The organism is Marinomonas posidonica IVIA-Po-181, assembly GCF_000214215.1.
In the GTDB taxonomy this organism is placed as follows: Bacteria; Pseudomonadota; Gammaproteobacteria; order Pseudomonadales; family Marinomonadaceae; genus Marinomonas; species Marinomonas posidonica.
In genome coordinates this window covers 2,117,427-2,139,594 of the sequence record NC_015559.1, presented here as the reverse complement: position 1 = coordinate 2,139,594, position 22,168 = coordinate 2,117,427, and the positions used below count along the sequence as shown (strand labels likewise).

Annotated in this window: 22 protein-coding genes and 1 riboswitch; of the genes, 17 read left to right on the top strand and 5 right to left on the bottom strand. The window is 43.3% G+C overall.

Features of this window, described 5'->3' with window-relative positions:
• Window positions 1–5: 5 nt before the first annotated feature.
• Window positions 6–767 carry a Nif3-like dinuclear metal center hexameric protein gene (locus MAR181_RS10025; protein WP_013796477.1) on the top strand — a complete coding sequence of 254 codons (762 nt, stop codon included), beginning with the start codon at window positions 6–8 and terminating at the stop codon, window positions 765–767.
• A 110-nt stretch (window positions 768–877) separates the two neighbouring features.
• Here the strand turns inward: MAR181_RS10025 and MAR181_RS10020 are convergent, their stop codons facing one another.
• Complete coding sequence (locus tag MAR181_RS10020) at window positions 878–1,324, bottom strand: ZapG family protein (RefSeq protein WP_013796476.1); 447 nt, start codon at window positions 1,322–1,324, stop codon at window positions 878–880.
• Between the two features lie 127 nt (window positions 1,325–1,451).
• Between MAR181_RS10020 and zapE the strand changes: the two genes are divergently transcribed.
• The 5 genes from zapE to MAR181_RS09995 all read left to right on the top strand — a co-directional run bounded on the left by zapE (window position 1,452) and on the right by MAR181_RS09995 (window position 4,982).
• The gene (gene zapE, locus MAR181_RS10015; protein ID WP_041651283.1) at window positions 1,452–2,549 is read left to right on the top strand and encodes a cell division protein ZapE; all 1,098 of its coding nucleotides are present in this window, start codon (window positions 1,452–1,454) and stop codon (window positions 2,547–2,549) included.
• A gap of 153 nt (window positions 2,550–2,702) precedes the next feature.
• Window positions 2,703–3,131 carry a 50S ribosomal protein L13 gene (gene rplM, locus MAR181_RS10010; protein ID WP_013796474.1) on the top strand — a complete coding sequence of 143 codons (429 nt, stop codon included), beginning with the start codon at window positions 2,703–2,705 and terminating at the stop codon, window positions 3,129–3,131.
• A 14-nt stretch (window positions 3,132–3,145) separates the two neighbouring features.
• Window positions 3,146–3,538: a 30S ribosomal protein S9 gene (gene rpsI / locus MAR181_RS10005; RefSeq protein WP_013796473.1), complete on the top strand. Its 393-nt coding sequence runs from the start codon at window positions 3,146–3,148 to the stop codon at window positions 3,536–3,538.
• Between the two features lie 357 nt (window positions 3,539–3,895).
• Window positions 3,896–4,528 (top strand): glutathione S-transferase N-terminal domain-containing protein, encoded by a 633-nt coding sequence (locus tag MAR181_RS10000; RefSeq protein ID WP_013796472.1) that lies wholly within the window; start codon window positions 3,896–3,898, stop codon window positions 4,526–4,528.
• Between the two features lie 76 nt (window positions 4,529–4,604).
• On the top strand, window positions 4,605–4,982 hold the full coding sequence (locus MAR181_RS09995; RefSeq protein WP_013796471.1) for a ClpXP protease specificity-enhancing factor: 378 nt from the start codon (window positions 4,605–4,607) through the stop codon (window positions 4,980–4,982).
• 114 nt (window positions 4,983–5,096) lie between these two features.
• Here MAR181_RS09995 and MAR181_RS09990 read toward each other — a convergent pair whose 3' ends face one another.
• Genes MAR181_RS09990 through MAR181_RS09980 form a run of 3 tightly spaced genes read right to left on the bottom strand, consistent with a single transcriptional unit; the run spans window position 5,097 to window position 7,919 of the window.
• A complete protein-coding gene (locus MAR181_RS09990; RefSeq protein ID WP_013796470.1) occupies window positions 5,097–5,690 on the bottom strand; it encodes an SIS domain-containing protein in 594 nt (197 codons plus the stop codon).
• A 5-nt stretch (window positions 5,691–5,695) separates the two neighbouring features.
• Window positions 5,696–6,082, bottom strand: a complete 387-nt coding sequence (locus tag MAR181_RS09985; protein ID WP_013796469.1) for a YraN family protein — start codon at window positions 6,080–6,082, stop codon at window positions 5,696–5,698.
• Entirely contained in the window at window positions 6,030–7,919 is a 1,890-nt protein-coding gene (locus tag MAR181_RS09980) for a penicillin-binding protein activator (protein WP_245546146.1), read from the bottom strand. Before MAR181_RS09980 ends, MAR181_RS09985 begins: the two co-directional genes overlap by 53 nt.
• Here MAR181_RS09980 and rsmI point away from each other — a divergent pair.
• From rsmI to MAR181_RS09945, 7 genes are all read left to right on the top strand, one after another.
• On the top strand, window positions 7,918–8,781 hold the full coding sequence (gene rsmI / locus MAR181_RS09975; protein WP_013796467.1) for a 16S rRNA (cytidine(1402)-2'-O)-methyltransferase: 864 nt from the start codon (window positions 7,918–7,920) through the stop codon (window positions 8,779–8,781). The genes MAR181_RS09980 and rsmI overlap by 2 nt on opposite strands.
• 83 nt (window positions 8,782–8,864) lie before the next feature.
• Window positions 8,865–8,969, top strand: a riboswitch (TPP riboswitch).
• Between the two features lie 185 nt (window positions 8,970–9,154).
• Window positions 9,155–11,197 (top strand): phosphomethylpyrimidine synthase ThiC, encoded by a 2,043-nt coding sequence (gene thiC, locus MAR181_RS09970; protein WP_013796466.1) that lies wholly within the window; start codon window positions 9,155–9,157, stop codon window positions 11,195–11,197.
• Between the two features lie 15 nt (window positions 11,198–11,212).
• Window positions 11,213–12,733 (top strand): thiamine phosphate synthase, encoded by a 1,521-nt coding sequence (gene thiE, locus MAR181_RS09965; RefSeq protein WP_013796465.1) that lies wholly within the window; start codon window positions 11,213–11,215, stop codon window positions 12,731–12,733.
• Window positions 12,717–12,914: a sulfur carrier protein ThiS gene (thiS, locus tag MAR181_RS09960; RefSeq protein ID WP_013796464.1), complete on the top strand. Its 198-nt coding sequence runs from the start codon at window positions 12,717–12,719 to the stop codon at window positions 12,912–12,914. Before thiE ends, thiS begins: the two co-directional genes overlap by 17 nt.
• A 2-nt stretch (window positions 12,915–12,916) precedes the next feature.
• Window positions 12,917–13,696 (top strand): thiazole synthase, encoded by a 780-nt coding sequence (locus tag MAR181_RS09955; RefSeq protein ID WP_013796463.1) that lies wholly within the window; start codon window positions 12,917–12,919, stop codon window positions 13,694–13,696.
• Entirely contained in the window at window positions 13,693–14,862 is a 1,170-nt protein-coding gene (thiH, locus tag MAR181_RS09950; protein ID WP_013796462.1) for a 2-iminoacetate synthase ThiH, read from the top strand. Before MAR181_RS09955 ends, thiH begins: the two co-directional genes overlap by 4 nt.
• A 128-nt stretch (window positions 14,863–14,990) precedes the next feature.
• On the top strand, window positions 14,991–15,437 hold the full coding sequence (locus MAR181_RS09945; RefSeq protein ID WP_013796461.1) for a Spy/CpxP family protein refolding chaperone: 447 nt from the start codon (window positions 14,991–14,993) through the stop codon (window positions 15,435–15,437).
• Between the two features lie 74 nt (window positions 15,438–15,511).
• Here the strand turns inward: MAR181_RS09945 and aroA are convergent, their stop codons facing one another.
• Window positions 15,512–16,792, bottom strand: a complete 1,281-nt coding sequence (gene aroA / locus MAR181_RS09940; protein ID WP_013796460.1) for a 3-phosphoshikimate 1-carboxyvinyltransferase — start codon at window positions 16,790–16,792, stop codon at window positions 15,512–15,514.
• A gap of 269 nt (window positions 16,793–17,061) precedes the next feature.
• Here aroA and MAR181_RS09935 point away from each other — a divergent pair, with 269 nt between their 5' ends.
• The 4 genes from MAR181_RS09935 (at window position 17,062) to MAR181_RS09920 (ending at window position 22,151) form a co-directional block, all read left to right on the top strand.
• Window positions 17,062–17,961, top strand: coding sequence for an aldo/keto reductase (locus MAR181_RS09935; RefSeq protein ID WP_013796459.1), 900 nt, complete (start codon window positions 17,062–17,064; stop codon window positions 17,959–17,961).
• A 167-nt stretch (window positions 17,962–18,128) separates the two neighbouring features.
• Window positions 18,129–18,644 carry a putative pterin-binding protein gene (locus MAR181_RS09930; protein WP_013796458.1) on the top strand — a complete coding sequence of 172 codons (516 nt, stop codon included), beginning with the start codon at window positions 18,129–18,131 and terminating at the stop codon, window positions 18,642–18,644.
• A gap of 16 nt (window positions 18,645–18,660) precedes the next feature.
• Window positions 18,661–21,063: an ATP-binding protein gene (locus MAR181_RS09925; RefSeq protein ID WP_171810316.1), complete on the top strand. Its 2,403-nt coding sequence runs from the start codon at window positions 18,661–18,663 to the stop codon at window positions 21,061–21,063.
• Window positions 21,060–22,151, top strand: a complete 1,092-nt coding sequence (locus tag MAR181_RS09920) for a response regulator (RefSeq protein ID WP_013796456.1) — start codon at window positions 21,060–21,062, stop codon at window positions 22,149–22,151. Before MAR181_RS09925 ends, MAR181_RS09920 begins: the two co-directional genes overlap by 4 nt.
• The last annotated feature ends 17 nt before the right edge of the window (window positions 22,152–22,168 follow it).

The window sequence follows — 22,168 nt, the reverse complement described above, 5'->3', positions numbered from 1 at the left end:
TTGCTTTGTTACGCAGTGAATTTGAATTATTGCTGAATCGGACGCTAAGGCCAAGTTGTTTTAAAGATTATGCGCCAAACGGCCTACAGGTTGAAGGAAAAAACCAAATTAAGCGCATTGTAACGGGAGTGACGGCCAATCAGGCTTTAATCGATGCGGCTGTGGCTTGGCAGGCAGATGCGATTTTTGTACATCACGGTTATTTTTGGAAGAATGAAGCGCCAGAAATTGTTGGGATGAAATATCGCCGTATTTCGACCCTGATTAAGAATGACATTAATTTGTATGGCTATCATCTGCCGTTGGATGCGCATATAGAATTTGGTAACAATGCAGGGCTGGCGACAGCATTGGGCCTGACATCGAGAGAAAGTTTGCAGTCAGGTGTGCCGCTTGAAGAGTCTATTGGGTTGGTGGGTGAGTTGGCAGAGGAAATGTCACTCGACGCCTTTCAGGCATTGATTGAGCGAGCAGTGCAGAGGTCGGTATTGTTCGAACGTGTTTCAGATGGTCCTATCCGGCGAGTGGCTTTGTGTACTGGCGGTGCTCAGGGGTATATCGATCAGGCTATTAAGGTTGATGCTCACGTGTTTATTACTGGAGAAGTGTCAGAACAAACGATTCATATCGCAAGAGAGATGGGGATTCACTTTATTGCTGCAGGTCATCACGCTACGGAACGTTTTGGTGCTCAGTCTATGGCCAAATTTCTGTCGGAGCAATCTGGGCTAGAGGCGATTTTCATTGATATTGATAATCCTGCTTAAGGCATGTTGCTGTATTTGTATGCTTATTCAATAAAAAACGGGCCATTAAAGTAGCCCGTTTTTTATTGTGAGATCAGATCTAATGATGTCAGTTAAACCAATTATGATGTTTAGATGCCGCGTTTAGGCTCGAGTTCAGTCTCTGGGTTATTTAGTCCAAAAGCTTCACTTAGCATGCCTTGATCCTGCTCTTTCTTAAGGGCGTAATCTCTAGGTGGCTCAGCGGATATATTCTCTTCAAAAGATTGGCTTGTTGGGGCGACATTAACTTTGACGTTGCTCAATTGTGAGGCGTTGCTGGCTAGATTGTTTTTTAGCTCAGTAAGGCGTTTTTCGATCATGAGAATTTGTTCATTGCTGTCTGCAAAAAAATTATCAATGATGACTTGCTTGTTATCAAGTTCTTGTTGCAAAGACTTCATGGTAACCAGGTTGTTTGTTGTGTCTGATTGCTTGGTATTATTCTTGGCAAGCAGGTTCTTTATCGAGTAAGTGGCGATGCTGCCGACAATAATACCTGTAATAAAAACAATGACATTGAATTCTTCTAAATTCATAACTCTCTCCTTAAAACATATTTCCATTATAACGCATATGAGCAAAAGGTTAACAGGATGAGAGGTGTTGTTTAGGTTACATTTTGTTAGAATACATGCAATTCATTTATTCATACGAAAGACTGACATGACCCCAATCACACGTTATAAAGAAGACCTAAAGCGCGAAGATTTTCATTATGATCCTGCGCAAGAAGAAGCGGTAGCAGCATTACAAGATTTATTTGATCGGTTGCTTGCTAAGCAAGAGCCTGAATCGACAGGCTTGTTTAGCATGTTTAAGAAAAAGAAGTCGCCACAAGTTGAGCAGGGATTGTATTTTTGGGGCGGTGTGGGTCGTGGTAAGACATATTTAATGGACACCTTTTTTGATTGTCTGCCTACTGAAAAAAAGTTGCGATTGCACTTTCACCGTTTCATGCAGATGGTTCATCAGGAACTTAGGAAGTTAAACGAAGTGAAAAACCCGTTAGAAATAGTGGGTAAACAAATTTCTGATAAAGCGCAGGTGTTATGTTTCGATGAATTTTTCGTGACAGACATTACCGATGCAATGATTTTAGCTGGCTTGTTAGAAGAGCTGTTTAAAAATGGCACGACACTGGTCGCCACATCAAATATTGAGCCAGACGGATTGTATAAAAATGGCTTGCAGCGAGCGCGATTCTTACCTGCCATTGATTTGGTGAAACAATATACCAAGGTGATGAATGTAGATGGTGGGATTGATTATCGCTTAAGAACCTTAAAGCAAGCGAAATTATATCATTATCCGCTTAATACAGAGTCGGCGGATCAGTTAAATGAAAGGTTCATGAGCTTAATTACGGATGCTTCTCATATTGTAGAGGGTGGCAGTGTTGAAATTGAGGGACGTGAAATTCCTTTATTAAGGAGCTGTGAAGATCTGGCTTGGTTTGACATTAAGGCACTGTGCGATGGTCCAAGAAGTCAGGTTGATTACATTGAAATTGCACGACTTTATACCACGGTGATCATTTCTGATTTACCGCAAATGGATGCTGCTCGTGACGATTTGGCGAGACGTTTTATTAATTTGGTTGATGAATTCTATGACCGTCATGTGAAAGTGATTTTTTCTGCGGAAGTAGCCATTACTGATATTTATCAAGGGACTCGGTTGAAATTTGAATACGATCGAACCATCAGTCGTTTGCTAGAGATGCAGTCAGAAGAGTATTTGTCTCTTGAACATCGACCATAATCGTGATTACAGCTTTCTTATGTGATGGAAGTGCTGTATACTGCGCTCGCCTTTTAAAAGGTAAGTGTACGTTGATCGATCTGAATAAGATCGGCCAACCAATAATAATAGGTATAGCGTGTTGTTAACACGCGTATTGATAGGGTTTTTTTGATGAAAACTTTTACTGCTAAACCTGCTGAAGTACGTCGCGACTGGTTCGTGGTTGATGCTGAAGGCAAAACTCTTGGTCGTTTGGCGACCGAAATTGCTCGCCGTCTTCGCGGTAAGCATAAAGCTGAATACACTCCTCATGTTGACACTGGTGATTACATCGTTGTTATCAATGCTGAGAAAGTTCACGTTACAGGTAACAAAGCTGCAGCTAAACAATACTACCGCCATACTGGTTACCCAGGCGGCTTGCGTTCTATGAATTTCGAGAAGTTGATTGATCACGCTCCAGAGCGCGTTCTTGAAATCGCCGTAAAAGGTATGTTGCCAAAAGGTCCATTGGGCCGTGCAATGCACAAGAAAATGAAAGTATACGCTGGTACTGAGCATCCACATGCTGCTCAACAGCCTCAAGAACTTAACATTTAATACGGAAGATCATTATGTCAGCTACTCAATACTACGGTACAGGTCGTCGTAAAACGTCTACCGCTCGTGTGTTCCTTAAAGCCGGTTCTGGTAACCTTGTTATCAACAACCGTTCTATCGATCAGTACTTCGGTCGTGAAACTGCTCGCATGGTTGTTCGTCAGCCACTTGAGCTTGTTGAAGCAACTGAAAAGTTTGACGTATACATCACTGTTAAAGGTGGTGGTATTTCTGGTCAGGCTGGTGCGATCCGTCACGGTATCACACGTGCGCTAATGCAATACGATGAAGCTCTTCGTCGTTCTCTACGTTCTGCTGGTTACGTTACTCGTGACTCTCGTGAAGTTGAGCGTAAGAAAGTCGGCCTTCGTAAAGCACGTCGTCGTCCTCAGTTCTCTAAGCGTTAATATTCGCTTTAGAATCTGTATTAAAACGCTTGGTTTATGCCAAGCGTTTTTTTTGTTTGAAAAAAGCCTTTTCTTATCTTGTAACAAAATGATTTTTCAAAGAAAAATATTTGAAATGATGATAGAATAACGCTTTGAATTGAAGTCAGTGTTTGGCTTCAAGGGAATGAGCAAGCGACCGCTTGGCGGTCATTAGTAATCTAATAAATTCATTCATTGTTCATTGAGTGCGTTTATTGCTCAATCCAATACATTTTTATTAGTAAAGCGCTGATATCTTATTATAGGCTTTGTTAATATAGTTTAATTGTCCTCTTTTTTAAGAGGGTTTTGAAGTTTTCAATATAGGGGTTAGACATGGGTGTTATTGCAAAGCGCTCCTCAATGACGTTCTTTTCTGATGGAGAAGATCATTATAGCCATCGCGTGCGTATCGTATTGGCAGAAAAAGCCGTAACAGTGGATATCATTGATGTAGACCCGTTTAACAAGCCAGACGAATTGGCTGATGTGAATCCGTATAATGAGCTTCCTGCTTTAGTCGATCGTGATTTGGTGTTGTATGAGCCAAATGTCATGATGGAATATCTGGATGAGCGTTTTCCTCATCCGCCACTATTACCAGTATACCCAGTTGCTCGTGCTGAAAGTCGTTTGTACATGTACCGTATTCAGCGCGATTGGGCCAAATTGGTTGACCTGATCTTGTCTAGCAAAGACAAAGAGGCTGTCGCTCAAGCACAAAAAGAGTTACGTGAAGGTTTAATTAGTGTATCGCCAATTTTTGATGAAAAACCTTACTTCATGAGCGAAGAGTTCACGATTGTAGATTGCTGCTTAGCGCCAATTTTGTGGCGTTTGCCTGCTTTGGGTGTTGATATTCCTAAAGAGCAAGCTAAGTCACTTCATAAATACATGGATCTTGTATTTGCTCGAGAGTCTTTCCAAGAAAGTCTGTCTGAAGCAGAACAAGAAATGCGCTTAGACTAAGCCATTTGATGATCTAGATGTAATAAAAAAGGGAGCTTCAGTGCTCCTTTTTTTGTTTTAAATAAGGAGCACTGAGATGATACCAAAACGATCTTATTTACTAAATGCCGCTTATTCTTGGGTAGCCGACAACGAAATGACGCCTTATTTATTGGTGGACGCTGAGCAAGAAAATGTCGTTATTCCAACCGAATTCGTAAAAGATGGTCAAATTGTACTGAATATCAGTATGAGTGCCGTTCGCCATCTTATTATGGATAAAGAGGCGGTGTCATTTGAGGCGCGGTTTAGTGGCAAGCCTATGCAGGTTTACGTGCCAATGAAAGCGGCGATGGCATTGTATGCAAAAGAAAATGGCGATGGCTTTGTGTTTCCAGATGAAGAGTTTGGGGAAGAGCCAACACCAACACCACCTACGCCTCCAAAGGGGTTTCAGCTGAAAGTGGTTAAATAATTTGGCGTGCCCTGATGTTTATGAAAACGAATCAGGGCCACTCCTTTAGCTAGGCTGTCGGCTAAGAACTCATTCTTTAACAGTAGATTTCCCCGCCACTTAAACTTTGCTTGGCTAGTCTTCGTAGCCGAATAGCTGCCTTTCCAATAAGTCCACCAGAGTATGAATAACTGTAATTTGGCATTCATGGACTCTTGCCGTACCTAATAAATTGACCTTTATTTCAGTGTCATCTTGTGACGTCAAAGAAGAAATGTTTTTCGCTTCTGGGCTGGTCAAGGCCACTACACTCATTTTTCGTTCGTGTGCTGCTTGAATGGCTTGGATAATAGGTGAGGTGTTACCTCGGTTGGCAATGACAAATAAAATATCGTTTGGATTGCCAAGGGCGGTAATTTGTTTTGAGAAAACGTCGTGATAGCTGTCGTTATGCGTAATTGCCAGGATTGATGAGCCTTCGCCGCTTAAATTAATTGCGGGCAATCCCGGGCGCTCCCTGTCCATTTTATCCAGCATCAAGGTGCTAAAGTACTGAGCCAAATGTGAACCAGTGCTGTTGCCGATGCAAATAATTTTACCGCCTGAAGCAATGCTGCTGAAAATGACTTTCCCAGCATGTTCAATGTAAGGAGGAAGGCTTTCTAGTGCTTGCTGTTGCGCTTCAAAACTTTGTGCAAATTGAGTGTATATTGCTTCTTGAAAATCCATAGTGATTAAAATACTGCTTTAAGCCAAGTTAAATGTTTATGGTCAATTTTTATATCAAATAGTACGGCATCGAAACGACTGGAGACGTCAGATTTGTTGTTTTTTTGTAGCCATAATGCCGCGCTATTGCGAATTTTTTTTAATTTCGATGAGCTTAAACTTTCTGCGGCCGTCCCATGCTTAGGGTCTGCTCGAAACCTAACCTCGACAAATACATAGGTTTGTTGATCGAGAAAAATCAGGTCTATTTCGCCTGTTCGGCAATAGAAATTACGCTCTACAAAGGTTAATCCTTTACGGCACAAAAAAGCTTCGGCTTCTTGCTCTGCTTTTTGTCCATTATTCTTCGCTGTTATTTTCTTTACTTTGAAAAAACTGCTTACTGCGCGCATAAACCAAATTCCCTCTTCGGTAGGTCATTATCTCAGGTCGCTTATGAAAAACGCCTTTATCATCCATGGTGATAATGCCTGTATTGGCAGAAATTTTAGTACTTTTTAACAAGGCAAACAGCTGGTATTTGTTTGCCAATAAATAAGAGTCTGCTCCCATTGCTTGTAGTCGACGTAAAATATTTGACCCTGGGTTAGCGGGTAAGGCGCTAGCGGTTTTGTTGTCGGAAGATAAAGCAGGTAGCTCAGTAAATAAGATGCGCTCAATATCTTCTGCTTTACCATTTTTGTCAGGAGCACTGTCATTTAAGCTGCTTGTAGCTAGCATAGGAACAGAGTCAGCAAAATAGAAATCCAGCAAGGGGCGAATCTGTTTGGCGTCGTTTAGTTTGCCTACATAAAATACGTAATCTAAATCTTGTCTTGGTCGGGCGATGCTTTCAACCTTACTGCCGGTCCATTTTTCGATGGATTTTCGTCGTGATGTACTTTCATTAATGAGCAGTAACTTTTGAACCGCATTTTGACGTCCCTGTGGCGTATTCGCATAGGACTGAGTAGACGTAATGGTCACGTGCTCTTGTTGGGCCGCTTGGGTAAATTCATCATTTTGTTTCAGGGCCCAAGTATCTTGAGTACTTAATACAGCGGCTTTAGTGGCGCCTTCTTGTTTGGCAAAACTAATCAGTTCATGAATTTCATCTTCGGCGTTAAGAGAAAAATGGAACAAATTCTGAGCGGCTTCATTAAAGTCTAATTGATTTAGAGCAATCACAGGGTGCGGTAAGACAAGACGGCTGATCTTAGCAACATTATTCTTTTGAAGTGGCCCAATGATAATATCAGGCATCATTTCATTGGCGGCCTGTAAAGCACTGTTGATGTCATTAAACTGGTCCACATCAACGATATTAACCTGCGGACGTTTTTCTCTTTGATTGTAATAGGTGGCAAAAAAGCCGTCGACAATGGCTTGAGATGCGCGCTTTAATTTCCCAGTCATTGGTAGCATTAACACGACTTTTTCAGGTGCCATTTCTTCAACAGACGCCATGATTTGAAAGTCTTGTGGTGGGGAGATTGCGGCAGGGTGATTGGTGTTTTCTTGTTGCCATGTTTGATAGTTGGCTAATTGTTGTTCAATCGATAGAGACTGATCCCGCAAAATATTACTGATGGTTAACCAGCCATTCAAAATAGGTTGCTGTTCTTGATATAGGCTGTCAATTTCGTTTTGTGTCAGGTTTTGAACCGCGAGCCAAAGTTTTGCTTGATTGGATGCACCTTCATTCAGTGGCAGGCTATAGCTTAATGCCATTCTAAGTTTAACCGCTTCCGGCCAGTTGCTAAAATGCTCGAAAATGCTAGCGCGTGTTTCTTGAAGTGCATTTTGCTTGTCTGGATGACGAGCTATAGCAAGCTGTTCGGCATTATTGAGTAGATCAAATGCGTCTAAGGCATTATCTAACTGAGCATTGATGTTTGCTGCTAGTAAGAAAGCATCAAACTGGACAGATGAGTCTTTTCCTAAAACATTCTTTTCTAGGATTGAAATGGCTTGGATGAAATTGCCATCGTCATAGTTTTTCTGTGCCTGTTGTAGGGCATCGCGAATAGCTTGATCTGAGCTTGAGGTCTTTTTCGGCTGGTAAATGCTAGGTGGTAATGTGCGCTCTTGGGTAGCTGTATTTTGCTGTACTAATGTCGTGTTCTGCTGAGGCAAATTTAAATTCGCGGAATTACAGGCAGCCAGCAGAAAAGAGCAAAGGGTTAATGATATGATGCGGTAATTATTTAGGCTCATAATCTTAAAAATGACAAATGAAAGAGGCAACATGGTATCACATACTTCGGATGAAGTGAGAGGGTCGCTGTATATAGTTGCGACACCAATAGGCAATCTAGACGACTTCACCAAAAGAGCGGAACAGACTTTACGCAATGTAGACTATATCGCGGCTGAAGATACTCGACACACTCGTCGATTGTTGAATCATTTTGGCATTGAGGCCAAGCTCTTTTCCGTACACGACCACAATGAAAAAGACAAAGCTGAGTACGTCGCCAGTTTGTTGTCGGAAGGTAAAAACCTCGCGCTGGTATCCGATGCGGGTACTCCCTTAATTTCTGATCCAGGTTATCATTTGGTTTCAAGCTTAAGGGCATTGGGTCACAAGGTTGTACCGGTTCCTGGCTCATGTGCTGTGGTTGCGGCTTTGTGTGCTTCTGGCTTAGCAACGGACCAGTTTTTCTTCGCAGGTTTTGTGCCAGCTAAAAGTAAAGCACGTCGTGATGTATTTACTTCTTGGGCCAAGCAAGCAGGTACAGTCGTATTCTACGAATCAACTCACCGTATTTATGATTCCATTGGCGATCTTCAGGTTGTGTATGGTGATCAAGCCAATTTAGTGTTGGCTCGAGAAATTACCAAAACATTTGAAACCTTCTTATCTGGTTCTCCTAGTCAGGTTCTCCAGCAGTTTGATGAAGATGCTAACCAGATGAAAGGGGAGTTTGTGGTAATGTTGAATTTATCTCTGCCAGAAGAAGATGAATCACTGCAGGAGGCGCGCCGTGTTTTGACTTTGCTGCTAGAAGAATCCTTGCCTTTGAAGCAAGCAGCAGCGATTGCGGCTAAGTTCACTGGTGGGAAAAAGAATCAACTGTATAAATTGGCGTTAGAAATGCAGCAAGACTGAGTTTTGTTGCTTTGCGCAAGTGAATCTAACTCACTAGACTAAAAATACTGGGTTTACAGGGACGTTTGAATAAGTATACTCATGATTACTTGTCGGAGTGCCATTTGGCTGAGATCGCATAATTGAATGCGGGATCCGCAGAACCTGATCGGGTTGATACCCGCGTAGGAAACAAGAAAGTCATACTTTTTCTTATCTGCATCGAATGAACTCCTGTTTTGTTGAATTGTTTTCGATGCAGCCAGTCACTCGTCTATTTCAATTCTATCATTTCAGGATTCCATGTTTGCCTAGTCTGATGTCTAAATCAGTTTATTAGGATAAACAGCACCCCAGACAAGCAATTCTCACGTTATTAAAAAGGGAAATGCTCATGTCTAGTCACAACAACAAAAAACCAAACAAGCTGTCACGCGAAGCGTCTCGTTTGGCAGCAAAAGCTTTTATCGAGTCACTTCAAGCCACGCCTTTTCCAGCTTCGGAACGTATTTATCTAAAGGGTAAGCAGGATGGTGTACGTGTGCCAATGCGTAAAATCAATCTCACGGACACGCCGATTGGTTCGGATTCTGCCAAGTTAACCTTTGAACCAAACGAAGCCATCTTTGTATACGATTGTTCCGGACCTTACGGTGATCCACAGGAAAAAATTGATGTTCATCAAGGGATCAATCCACAGCGAGCCAATTGGATTGAAGAGCGTAATGATACAGAAACGCTCTCAGTAGTCAGTTCAAGCTTTACTCAATCTCGATTAGACGATGGTAAGTTAGATGAATTGCGGTTCCAGTATTTACCCAAAATACGCCGTGCTAAGTCTGCTCAATGTGTCACTCAAATGCACTATGCCAAAAAGGGAATAATAACCCCTGAGATGGAATACATTGCGATTCGTGAAAATCAAAACTTGCAGGCCATCAAGAGTGAGTTGCTTTTAAAACAGCATCCTGGTCATAGTTTTGGGGCCAACCTGCAAGATAGGATTACACCGGAATTTGTGCGAGATGAAGTGGCAAAAGGTCGTGCCATTATTCCAAATAATATTAACCACCCAGAATCTGAACCGATGATCATAGGCCGCAATTTCCTGGTCAAGGTGAATGCCAATATTGGTAATTCGGCGGTCACGTCTTCCATTGAAGAAGAAGTGGAAAAACTGGTTTGGTCGACTCGTTGGGGGGCGGATACTGTAATGGATTTGTCCACGGGGAAAAACATACACGAAACCCGTGAATGGATTCTACGAAATTCACCTGTCCCTATTGGTACTGTGCCGATTTATCAAGCGTTGGAAAAAGTCGATGGCGTTGCTGAAAATCTAAACTGGGAGGTATTTCGTGACACCTTGATTGAACAGGCGGAGCAAGGTGTGGACTACTTCACGATCCACGCTGGCGTTTTGTTGCGTTATGTCCCGCTTACCGCGAAGCGTTTGACCGGCATTGTGTCTCGCGGCGGTTCTATTATGGCCAAATGGTGTTTGGCTCATCATACGGAAAGTTTTTTGTATGAACGCTTCCGTGATATTTGTGACATCTGTGCGGCATACGATGTGGCGCTGTCATTGGGGGACGGGTTACGCCCGGGCTCTATTATGGACGCGAATGATGAAGCACAAATGTCAGAATTGAGAACCCTAGGCGAATTAACAAAGGTGGCTTGGGAGTACGATGTACAAGTCATGATTGAAGGGCCAGGGCATGTTCCGATGCAATTAATTGAGCAGAATATGACTGAGCAATTAGAGCATTGTCATGAAGCGCCTTTTTATACTTTAGGGCCGTTAACACAAGACATCGCACCGGGTTATGACCATATTACGTCTGGTATTGGTGCGGCTCAGATCGGTTGGTATGGCTGTGCTATGTTGTGTTATGTGACGCCGAAAGAGCATTTAGGTTTGCCGAATAAGGAAGATGTAAAGCAAGGCTTGATCACCTATAAAATTGCCGCTCATGCAGCGGATCTTGCCAAGGGGCATCCAGGTGCGCAAATTCGAGATAATGCTCTTTCTAAGGCTCGTTTTGAATTTCGCTGGGAAGATCAATTCAATTTGTCCCTTGACCCAGAAACAGCCCGTACCTATCACGATGAAACCTTGCCTCAAGCGTCTGGTAAAGTGGCGCATTTCTGCTCTATGTGTGGACCGAAATTCTGCTCGATGAAGATTACTCAAGAAGTTCGTGACTATGCGGCTGGGTTAGAGGCGAATGGAATTGATTTAGTCGCTATTGAGGAGGATAACCCGATTGCCGGCATGCAAAAAATGTCTGAACAATTTCGTGATTTAGGCAGTGATGTGTATTTGACGACGGATAAGTTTGATTCAAATCTATTGGCCAGATCGTCAAAAAATGAGGCGTCAGCGGCAAGCAAAACGGTTTTGACAACAGATCTTGAAACAGGGCACCCTTAAATAGGAGGTGAGATAATGTCAAAACCTCCTGTTATTTGGTGTGTTGGCGGGTCTGACTCGTCGGCACATGCAGGATTGCAAGCCGACTTACGAACCGGGCAAGACCTAGGATGCCATATGCAATCGATCGTGACCTGTGTCACGGCTCAAAACTCCAAAGTCGTTGAATTGGTTGAGCCAGTCAGTGTGGCGATGTTTGATGCACAGTGGCAGGTCCTGTTGGATGATGTTTATCCTCAAGCCATTAAGGTGAGTTTGTTACCTAATCATGAGTTGGTTGTCGCGTGCAGTAAGTGGTTAGAAAAAATAAAACGACAACGCCCAGAGATTAACATTGTGTTTGATCCTGTCATGGCGGCCAGCAGTGAGACTGGTAATCGGCTGCAACAAAGTGAGGCGGCGGTCGATTTGCTAACTCTGATGCTGCCTTATGTCGATTATATCACTCCGAATTTGTTGGAATTTGAAGCGCTTACTCAGATTTCGGCACATCAAGCGGTGAATCAAATCGCCTTTCAAATCATCGAAAAATATGGCGTTAGCCAAGTTTCTTGGTTGCTGAAAGGGGGGCATTATGCCGATGCCGCTGCGACAGATTGGTGGTTTAAAGGCGAAAGAGTGTGTGGTTTTTCAACGGAAAAATTGTCTGTCCACAATACCCGTGGAACAGGCTGCACGTTATCAACCGCCTTGTCCTGCTTTTTGGGATATGACTACTTTGCTGATGATGCGATCACTATGGCTAAGGCATACATTACAGGCGCACTCAAAACGGGCGTGCAAATTGGGCAGGGAGCTGGCCCATTGGGAAGGCCTGGGTGGCCGGAGCAGATTGAAAACTTGCCTGAAATCCTTATGGCCAACATGAGATTAGGGCAACCTCTTCCATTTCCAATGGTGGATGTGGATTTAATGGGCGTTTATCCTGTTGTCGATTCGATTGCTTGGTTGGAATTGGTATTAAGGCAAGGCGTTCGCATGGCGCAATTGCGTATTAAAGATACGGATGCTGTAGGACTGGATGAGCAAATTCAACAAGCAATTTTGCTAGGGAAAACCCATCAAGCGCAGGTGTTCATCAATGATCACTGGGAAAAAGCCATCAAGTACGGAGCCTATGGCGTTCATTTAGGGCAAGAAGACTTGCAAGTGGCTGACTTAACACATATTCAACAAGCTGGTTTGCGCTTAGGGGTTAGCACGCATGGGTATTTTGAAATCGCTCGAGCCTTGGCCTTCAACCCCAGCTATATTGCCTTGGGTCACATCTATCCAACGCAAACAAAACAAATGCCATCTCAACCTCAGGGGCTTAAGCGTCTGCAGCATTATGTTAATTTACTAAAGGGTCATTACCCAACCGTAGCCATTGGCGGAATTAACTGCGAACGCTTTGCCGCGGTTGCGGCCACAGGGGTGAACAGTGTGGCTTTGGTTACCGCCATTACCTTGGCCGAAGCACCAGAGCGGGTGACTCGCTTCTTGATAGGGGAGTTTGAACAATCAAAGGAGGTCGGAAATGAAGATATATCTTAATGACAAGTTGTTTGAATTTGATGGTCGTCATATACAAGACTTACTTGATGTTTTGCAAAAAGAGTCCTCTGGTGTGGCGGTAGCCATAGATCAAAACATTATTCCTCGCAGCGTTTGGGCAACGACCGATCTGTTTGCCTCTTGCCGAGTGTTTATTTTTGAATCCATTGCTGGAGGTTAGGTATGACACCACTAATTATTGCAGATCAAGAATTTGGCTCTCGTTTATTTGTCGGTACTGGAAAGTACGCTAGTGCCGAGGCGATGACGGAATCTATTTTGGCCAGTGGCGCTGAATTGGTAACCCTATCTCTACGACGTTTAGATTTGCAGCATCAAACAGACAATATTCTGAAACCCTTGCAAAGAATGGGGGTAAAGCTATTACCTAATACGTCCGGGGCAAGAAATGCACAAGAAGCCATTTTTGCGTCCGAGCTGGCTCGTGAGGCGTTGCAGACGAATTGGGTGAAATTGGAAATACACCCAGACCCTCGTTATTTGATGCCGGATGGTAATGAAACCTTGGTCGCAGCAGAGGCCTTGATAAAAAAAGGCTTTGTGGTCATGCCTTATGTGCATGCTGATCCTGTTTTGTGTAAGCGCCTAGAAGAGGTGGGGTGTCAATGTGTGATGCCGTTAGGCTCGCCGATTGGATCGAATATGGGGCTGGCGAGTCGACCCTTTTTAGACATTATTCTTGAGCAAGCAAATGTGCCAGTGATTGTGGATGCTGGGATTGGAGCGCCATCGGATGCCTCTTTGGCTCTAGAGATGGGGGCGGATGCGGTCTTGGTGAATACCGCGATGGCAGTAGCGAAACAACCTAAACAAATGAGTAAGGCGTTTCGTTTAGCGGTTGAAGCGGGTCGATTAGCCTACGAATCCGGATTGGGTGAAAAGCGATTTGATGCGGCGCACGCTACCAGCCCACTGACCGAGTTTATTGGGGCTTTATCATGAGTAAAGTGTCTGTTGTTCGCATAGTTGAGCAAAGCCAAGCCATTACAGGCCAGTTCAGTCAGGTACTTGACGATATGGACTGGCAAGCAATGTCACGTAGTCATCAGATGAAAACCGAACAAGATGTCATTCGGGCTTTGGCAAAAGATAAGCTGGGCGTGGAAGATTTTGCGGCGTTAATTTCGTCTGCCGCAGAACCTTATTTGCTGGAGATGGTGGCCAAGAGTGAAGGTATCACTCAACAGCGTTTCGGTAACACGATCAGTTTATTTGCGCCGCTTTATTTGTCAAATGCTTGTGCCAATGAATGTACCTACTGTGGTTTCTCTATGTCGAATGCTATTCGTCGTTTGACCCTTAATGAACAGCAAGTAGATGCTGAGGTGGCCGCTATTAAGGCGAAAGGATTTGACCATATTCTTTTGGTTACAGGCGAAACAAATAAGGTTGCCATGCCGTATTTCGAGCGTATGTTGCCGCGAATAAAGCCCCATTTTAGTCAGCTATCTATGGAAGTTCAGCCATTAGAAATGGCTGATTATGAGCGGCTTCAGCAATTGGGATTGGATGCGGTCTTGGTATATCAAGAAACCTACCGACGTAAAACCTATCTAGAGCATCATTTACGAGGCAATAAAGGCAATTTTAACTATCGTTTAGATGCGCTGGATCGTATTGGTCAAGCACAGATTCACAAAATAGGATTAGGGGTGCTACTAGGCTTAGAGGATTGGCGTACAGACTCTATTGCTATGGCTCATCATCTTCGTCATTTGCAAAAGCGCTATTGGCGTAGCCGTTTTAGTGTGGCATTTCCTAGAATTCGTCCTTGTGAAGGAGGGATCGAGCCTAAATCAGTGATCAGTGACCGCCAATTGGTACAACTGATTGCCGCTTGGCGGTTGTTTGATGCGGATTTAGAGATGAGTTTGTCGACACGGGAATCTCCCACATTTAGGCAGCATGCCGTGAAAATGGGCTTTACGACTATGAGTGCTGAGTCTAAAACGCAGCCGGGAGGGTATGCTGAAGAAGCTCAGCCAGCACTGGAACAATTTCAGATTAGTGATGAGAGAAGTGTTTCTGACATTGCGGCTATGATTCATGCTCAAGGAAAAGAGGTGGTTTGGAAAGATTGGGATCCTGCCTTAACGAGTCGTTTCTAAATGGGCTAATGCGTGTCTATTGACGCCATGCTGACAAGCTTTATTACTCTCTCCTAGGTCTTTTGTTCGGTTTGACATAAGTCCAGACATAATGTCTTCATCGCAAACAGAACGACTTAGGAGAAAGTATGTTGACCAACAAAAGAACAGCAAGGATTGCCGTCATATGTTTAGGCATTGCGCTAATGGCGGGTGTGACAATGAAAGCCTTTGCTGAGCCGGAAGAAGCAAAAATAGCTTCCCCTAACCATCAACAATTGGCGGAGCGCATTGCTGAGAAGTTGGGATTGAACCGTGATGTGGAGCAGAAAGTGTCTGAATTGTTCGAACGAGATGGCCAAAAAATCCATAAAATTCAAGAACAACTACATAAAACTCAAGTGGCGTTGAGTCAGCTTACGCCAAATTCAAAAGGGTATTTGAAGCAAGTTGATGCTCTGGCGGATAAAAGCGCCAAGCAAACTAAGGCGTTAACCATGGCCTATGCGGAGAATCGTGCGTCTCTGTATGAATTGCTAACACCGAAGCAGATTAAAATGTTGGAAACGCCAGCGACACCAGATAATCAAAAATAATTCGCTATAAAAAAGCCTCAGTGACCCATGAAATAATGCATAAGTCACTGAGGCTTGGTGAGGCTGGTCATTCGTTAGGATTGAGTGACTTGATTAAATAACTCAAAGTAGGTTGGGAAGGTCTTAGAGGTACAACCTGGATCATTGATTGTGACAGGCGTATTTGAGAACGCCACCAATGAAAAGCACATAGCAATACGGTGATCATTGTAAGTATCGATTGCCGCGTGCTGTAAGGTTTTTACCGGTGTTACGCTAATGAAATCTTCACCTTCAACGACTTCGGCACCAAGCTTTTTAAGTTCAGTGGCCATCGCACTTAAACGGTCTGTTTCTTTCACGCGCCAGTTATAAATATTACGGATACGAGTGGTACCTTCAGCAAAAAGCGCCGTTGTTGCTATGGTCATAGCCGCATCCGGAATATGATTCATATCTAGGTCTACACCTTTTAGTGTCTGACGTTCTGCTTGTACCCAGGTTGGTCCGTAGGTGATCTTGGCACCCATTTTCTCAAGTACTTCAGCGAATTTAACATCCCCTTGGACGCTGTCTGTACCAACGCCATGTACTTTGATTTTACCGCCGGCAATCGCGGCGGCGGCTAAGAAATAAGAGGCAGAAGACGCATCTCCTTCGACCATGATGTCGCCTGGGCTTTGATAAGTTTGTTGACCTTTGACGATAAAAGCTTGGTAATTCTGGTTTTCCACTTCGACACCAAATTGTTTCATGGCGTGCAATGTGATGTCGATGTAAGGTTTAGAAACTAATTCACCATCTACCTTGATAGTCAGGTCTTGTTGCGCTAATGGTGCGCTCATTAAAATGGCCGTCAGAAATTGGCTTGAGATATTGCCTTTAATGGATACTTCGCCGCCGTTTAGACCATTGGCTTTGATACGCAGTGGTGGGTAATTGACCTCGCCTTCGTATTGAATGTCAACACCAAGTACTTTCAGTGCATCGACTAGGTCGCCAATCGGTCTTTCGTGCATGCGTGGTTCACCGTGCAAGCGAAATTCACCCTGACCAAGGCACAGAGCGGCGGTTAATGGGCGCATTGCCGTGCCTGCGTTACCCAAGAATAAGTCACCGAAATCGGCTTGAATCGGGCCACCAAGACCTTCTAATACACAGGTAGTACCTTGATCTTCTAGGCGGTAGTTAACGCCCAGTTGAGTCAGACTATCGAGCATATGACGAATGTCGTCACTGTCTAATAGATTAGTGATTCTGGTGGTGCCTTTGGCCAAGGTGGCTAATAACAAAATACGGTTGGAAAGGCTTTTAGAGCCAGGAATTTGGATTTCGCCGTCAGCCTTAGAAAGGGGGCCTAGAGTTATAGAGTTCATGTTTGTATCCATCACAGTGGTTTATGTTTGTTGTTGATGAGCGCCTAAAGGCTAAGTAAATAAAGGGTTAATGTATGGCTCAAAAATATCCCGTCTGTAAGTGGTCGCGTCGCTCTGTGTTAGAGGTCAGTCTTGAATGAGGCACATTATACATTTGATCGCGAGATGTGTCAGGCATGTGTGGCAGGAATCTTTCTGCCTATGGTTGAGTTATCTTATTGATCGCATAGAATACGTGACCATCATCCATTTCGATTAAGGGTTTCATTATGCGCCATCAGTACCATCCACTGGGTTTTGAAGGATCCCGAATTGCGCAGGGCTTTTGGCGTTTGCAAGAGTGGGGGTGGTCGTCTTCGGAAACATTAAATTTTATTGAAGCGTGTCTTGATCTTGGTGTGACGACATTTGACCATGCCGATATTTATGGTAATTATCAATGTGAAGCTTTGTTTGGTGAGGCTTTAGCATTGAAACCCTCGCTACGTGATAAGATGGAAATTATTACTAAATGCGGTATTTTATTGCCGTCAGAGAATCGCCCAGAGGTGCAAGTGCATCGCTATGACTATCGTAGTGAGCACATTTTGGCCAGTGTTGACCGCTCATTGTCCAATCTTAGGTGCGATTACATTGATACCTTATTGTTACATCGTCCAAGTCCATTGATGGATGCTGATGAAGTGGCGCAGGCGTTTGATTTACTCTTTACTTTAGGCAAGGTGAAGCATTTTGGGGTGTCGAACTATACGCCACATCAGTTTGATTTATTACAATCACGCTTAGATGCCCCTCTAATTCTTAACCAAGTGGAACTATCACCGTTGGAATTGCAACATTTTCAAGATGGCAGTTTGGATCATATGCAGCGCCACGCGGTGACGCCGATGGCGTGGTCACCTTTTGCTGGTGGCGAACTATTTTCAACAACAAATGATATCTCGAAGCGGGTCCAGCTTGTATTGCAAGAGATCGCATCACGCCTAGGTATGACAATAGATCAAGTGGTTGTGGCTTGGTTGTTGAGGCACCCAGCAGGGATTTGTCCAGTCATGGGATCTGGGAAAATAGCGCGCTTACAGTTGGCTGTTGAAGCCACCACTTTGGCGCTCACTGATGATGATTGGTTTCGTATTCTAATTGCATCACAAGGTCATGATGTTCCATAAACGTAAGCATGTAGACATTTTAAAAGCCGCCTAGTGCGGTTTTTTTTGTATCTAGTGTTTTCCTTTGTTTTGCTAGGTTGCTAAAGCGTAGCGTTTCGTAATCACTTAGAGGAAAGCGAGGGTTGTTTATTTATACTGCTTAGTAATTCGAATTTACGGGGTAGGATATGACTAAATCCATTGTTCTAACGTGTGCCACTTACATATTATCTGCGGTTATTAGTATGACGGCCACAGCAGCCACCTTGCCTAAGCCTACAGGAAAGGTGATCTTAACCGTTTCTGGCGAAATTGCTCATACTAATACAGATAAGAATACCGCTGAGTTTGATCGCGACATGTTGCTGTCCTTAGGTGTGTTTGATATGGAAACGGTAACGCCTTGGACGGAAGGTTCTGATTTATATCAAGGGCCAATGTTAAGTTCGATTTTGCAGGCAGTTGGTGCTATGGGTGAAACCCTAAAAGTCTCCGCACTGAATGATTACAGTGCGAAAATGCCACTCTCTGATGCGACCGACTATGATGTTATGTTGGCCATGGATATGAACGGTGAAGCCATGTCGATACGTGACAAAGGACCACTGTTCATTATTTACCCTTTTAGCGACATGCCTGAGCTTAATAATGAAGTGATACACAATCGTTCTGTTTGGCAGATTAAATCCATCCTAGTTGAGTAGTTGACTGATGAGGCTTGTGTCGTTACTGAGACCGTTACGCTCTATTGCGGAGAAACGTTCATCCATCTATATGTTGGTGAGTGCGGCTATTATTTTTCTAGCGGTAACAGCAAGCATTTTTTTAGAGTTGGTTGAGCGTCAAAAAGTGATTATGACTGCGGTTGAGGAAGACGCATTATGGGCTTCGTATCAACTGGATAGGGAGTCATTAAAACTGATGAACGCCCTGAAATTATTGGAAGACCAACCAAACGAACAGCAGTTGCAAGAAGCTAGAGACCGTTTTGATATTCTCTACAGTCGGTTGAATATTCTGAAATTTGGTCAACTAAAACAAGTGTATCAAAGACTGCCTCATGCAGATGAACTAATTGATGCCATAACCCAAAAGATGATTCACCTTGATTCATTGTTGTTTGTTGACGGTGTCAACGTTGATGTGAAGAGTGCGCTAAAAGAAAGTAATAGTATTCTCAAAACAACAGAGTCCATTGTCATGGATACACTCACCTTAAGGTCAGCTGAAAAGGTTGAGCGAAGAGAGGTGTCCTATGATTTATTTATCAAATTGGCCAGTTTGATTTCTTTGTTGGCAATAACTGTGATGTTTATCATCTACATGTTGTTTAGGCAATTAAGAATCGCTACTGAATCTTATCGCAAATCCATAGAGCTAACGCATGAGTTAGAGAAAGCAGTTCAGTCGGCCGAAGAGGCACTGAAAGTCAAATTAGATTTTATGGCAACGATGAGTCATGAAATTCGAACCCCAATGAATGCCATTATCGGTTTTAGTCATCTGCTATTAGAAGACCATTTGGAAGATAAAGTTTACGACAGAGTGAAAAAAATCCAAACCTCTGCGGATGCTTTGCTACACATTATCAATGGTATATTGGAGTTTTCAAAACTAGAATCAGATGGTGTTGAGTTAGAAGAAGCCGAGTTCAGCCTAGACCAAGTTCTAGAATATGTATATCAGGTCAATGCTGAGATGGCCAGCAAGAAGAATTTGCAGTTCAGCGTCAGTCGTGACTTCGAATTGTCCAACAACATGCTTGGTGATCCGACTCGGTTGCAGCAGATTATGATTAACTTGCTTAGCAATGCGATTAAATTTACTCATGAAGGTCGTGTGGATTTACGGGTTAGCTTGGCAAACCAAAATCATATGCTTATTGAGGTACAAGATACTGGTGTTGGAATAGGTAAAAATGTCGATGTGTTTGAATCGTTTAAACAAGCTGACAGCAGCACAACTCGTTTGTTTGGCGGTACAGGATTAGGCTTAAGTATTACCCGTCAGCTGGTGGATTTATTTGGTGGTGAATTATCCTATGACAGCGAAGGCGGTGCTGGGACATTGTTTAAAGTGGTCTTGCCATATCGACCTGTGGGTTTAAGAAGGAATCAAAATTCCAATTTGGTTTTGTTGAAAGAAGACGCTTATTTAGTGGATTTTCTCACAGAAATTGGCATGAAAAACATCGTTTTAACTGAGCCTGCCGAGTTAGAAGGTATTTTTGCAGGTAAGTCGAATGGAAGTATTGGTACGATTTTAGTGAGTTATGATTATTTTTCTCAATCCAAGCAACTGACTCCTAATTTGTACCAAATATTGAAAGAGCAGGCGGGAATATATTGCAAGCAAGATATGCCCCAACAGGATGAGCCTTTTTCGGCCTTGATAACACCGAAGAAAGTTGAAGAGTTAAAACATAAAAATAAGGCATTATTGTTTGCTCAGGATGTTGACAATACATCTGATCAAAGTGAATCGCTAGAAACCCGTTTTCTGAAGAATAAGCGTATATTGTTGGCGGAAGATAATGTCGTGAATGCCAATATAGTGAAGGCCATTTACAGCAAGATGGGAATCGCACTCGACTGGGCTGAGAATGGCCAACAAGCCTACGAAAAAGCCATTGAAAACCGATACGATTTAATTTTAATGGACATTCGAATGCCCATCATGGATGGCTATCAAGCGACTCAGTTAATTCGAGATAAATTGAGCGATAGGGCTCCTACTATCCTATGTCTAACGGCGGATGTGGTGAATGTTGATGGCACAGAAAAGATGGATGCGTTATTTGATGAGGTTATGTACAAACCGTTAGACCATCACTTGTTAATGAAGAAAACATTGACTTTACTTACTGAGAAAGAAGCGGTTAACCATGAGCAGACAATCGTTTTAACTGACCAAAAAGAAAGGTTGGCAGAAATCGAAGCCATTGAACTACTCTTAATGGCGGGTGACGTGTCCTCTGAGGGTAGGGTGAAGCAATTGTTATCTCGATTAACGGACAAAGATCAACAAGAAACCCTTCAGCAAGTATTAGCTTATATTACTGATTACGATTTCCAAGATGCCTGTAGGGTTTTGAAAGAATTGAAAAGGGTTTATTTATCATGAGTTTATTCGGACAAGAAGCAATGAATATGACGACGGAATGCATTGATATGCTCACAGATAAGAAAAAAGTATTGATCGTAGATGATGTGCCAAGAAACATTGATTTGCTTAAAGAGATACTGGCAGAGCATTATCAAGTTCAGGTGGCGAAAAACGGTGTCGCGGCCTTAAATATCATTGCAGCGAGTGAACCTGACATTGTTTTATTGGATGTCATGATGCCTGGAATGAGTGGTTTTGAAGTATGTGAAAAGTTAAAAAGTCAGAATCAGACAGCGAATATCCCAGTAATATTCTTGACGGCCACAACCGACATGAAATATGAAATTGAAGGGTTTAGGGTGGGGGCGGTGGACTTTATCACCAAACCAATCTCACCTATGACGACTCTATCTCGAGTAGCAACACATTTAAAGTTGTCTGAAAATGATAAGCAAAACAAAGCCATTATTGCGGCTCGTACTCAACAATTAGACGATGCACTTGAGGCCGCTGTCACCATGTTGGGTGAAGTTGGTCATTTGAATGATACCGATACCGGAATTCATATGTGGCGCATGGCGGATTATAGTGCTGCGTTAGCCAGAGCGGCGGGTTGGGAAGAAGAGCAAGTTGAACTGCTACGTATGGCGGCACCAATGCACGATACTGGTAAAGTGGCGATTCCTGACTCTATTTTAAAATCACCTCATAAGCTGACGGATGACGAGATGGAAATCATGAAGTCGCATACGGTGGCTGGCCACAATATATTGAGTAAAAGTAATGCGCCGTTATTTCAATTGGCAGCCCAGGCGGCCCTTGGCCATCATGAAAAATGGGATGGTTCAGGTTACCCTTATGGGCTGGCAGCGAGGGCCATACCTCAATCGGCTCGCATAGTAGCGATGGCGGATGTATTTGATGCGCTTACCATGGAGCGTTCTTATAAAAAGAGTTGGACGGTCGAGGAAGCGTTAGTGCATATTGAGCGTTCCGCTGGATCTCATTTTGATCCAGAATTAGTACGCTTGTTTTTGTCCATTAAGGATGAGCTCATTCGTATTCAGAAAAAATGGCATCTACGTGAATTAGAGCAAGCAAATTAAGACTTTCATCAACAAAG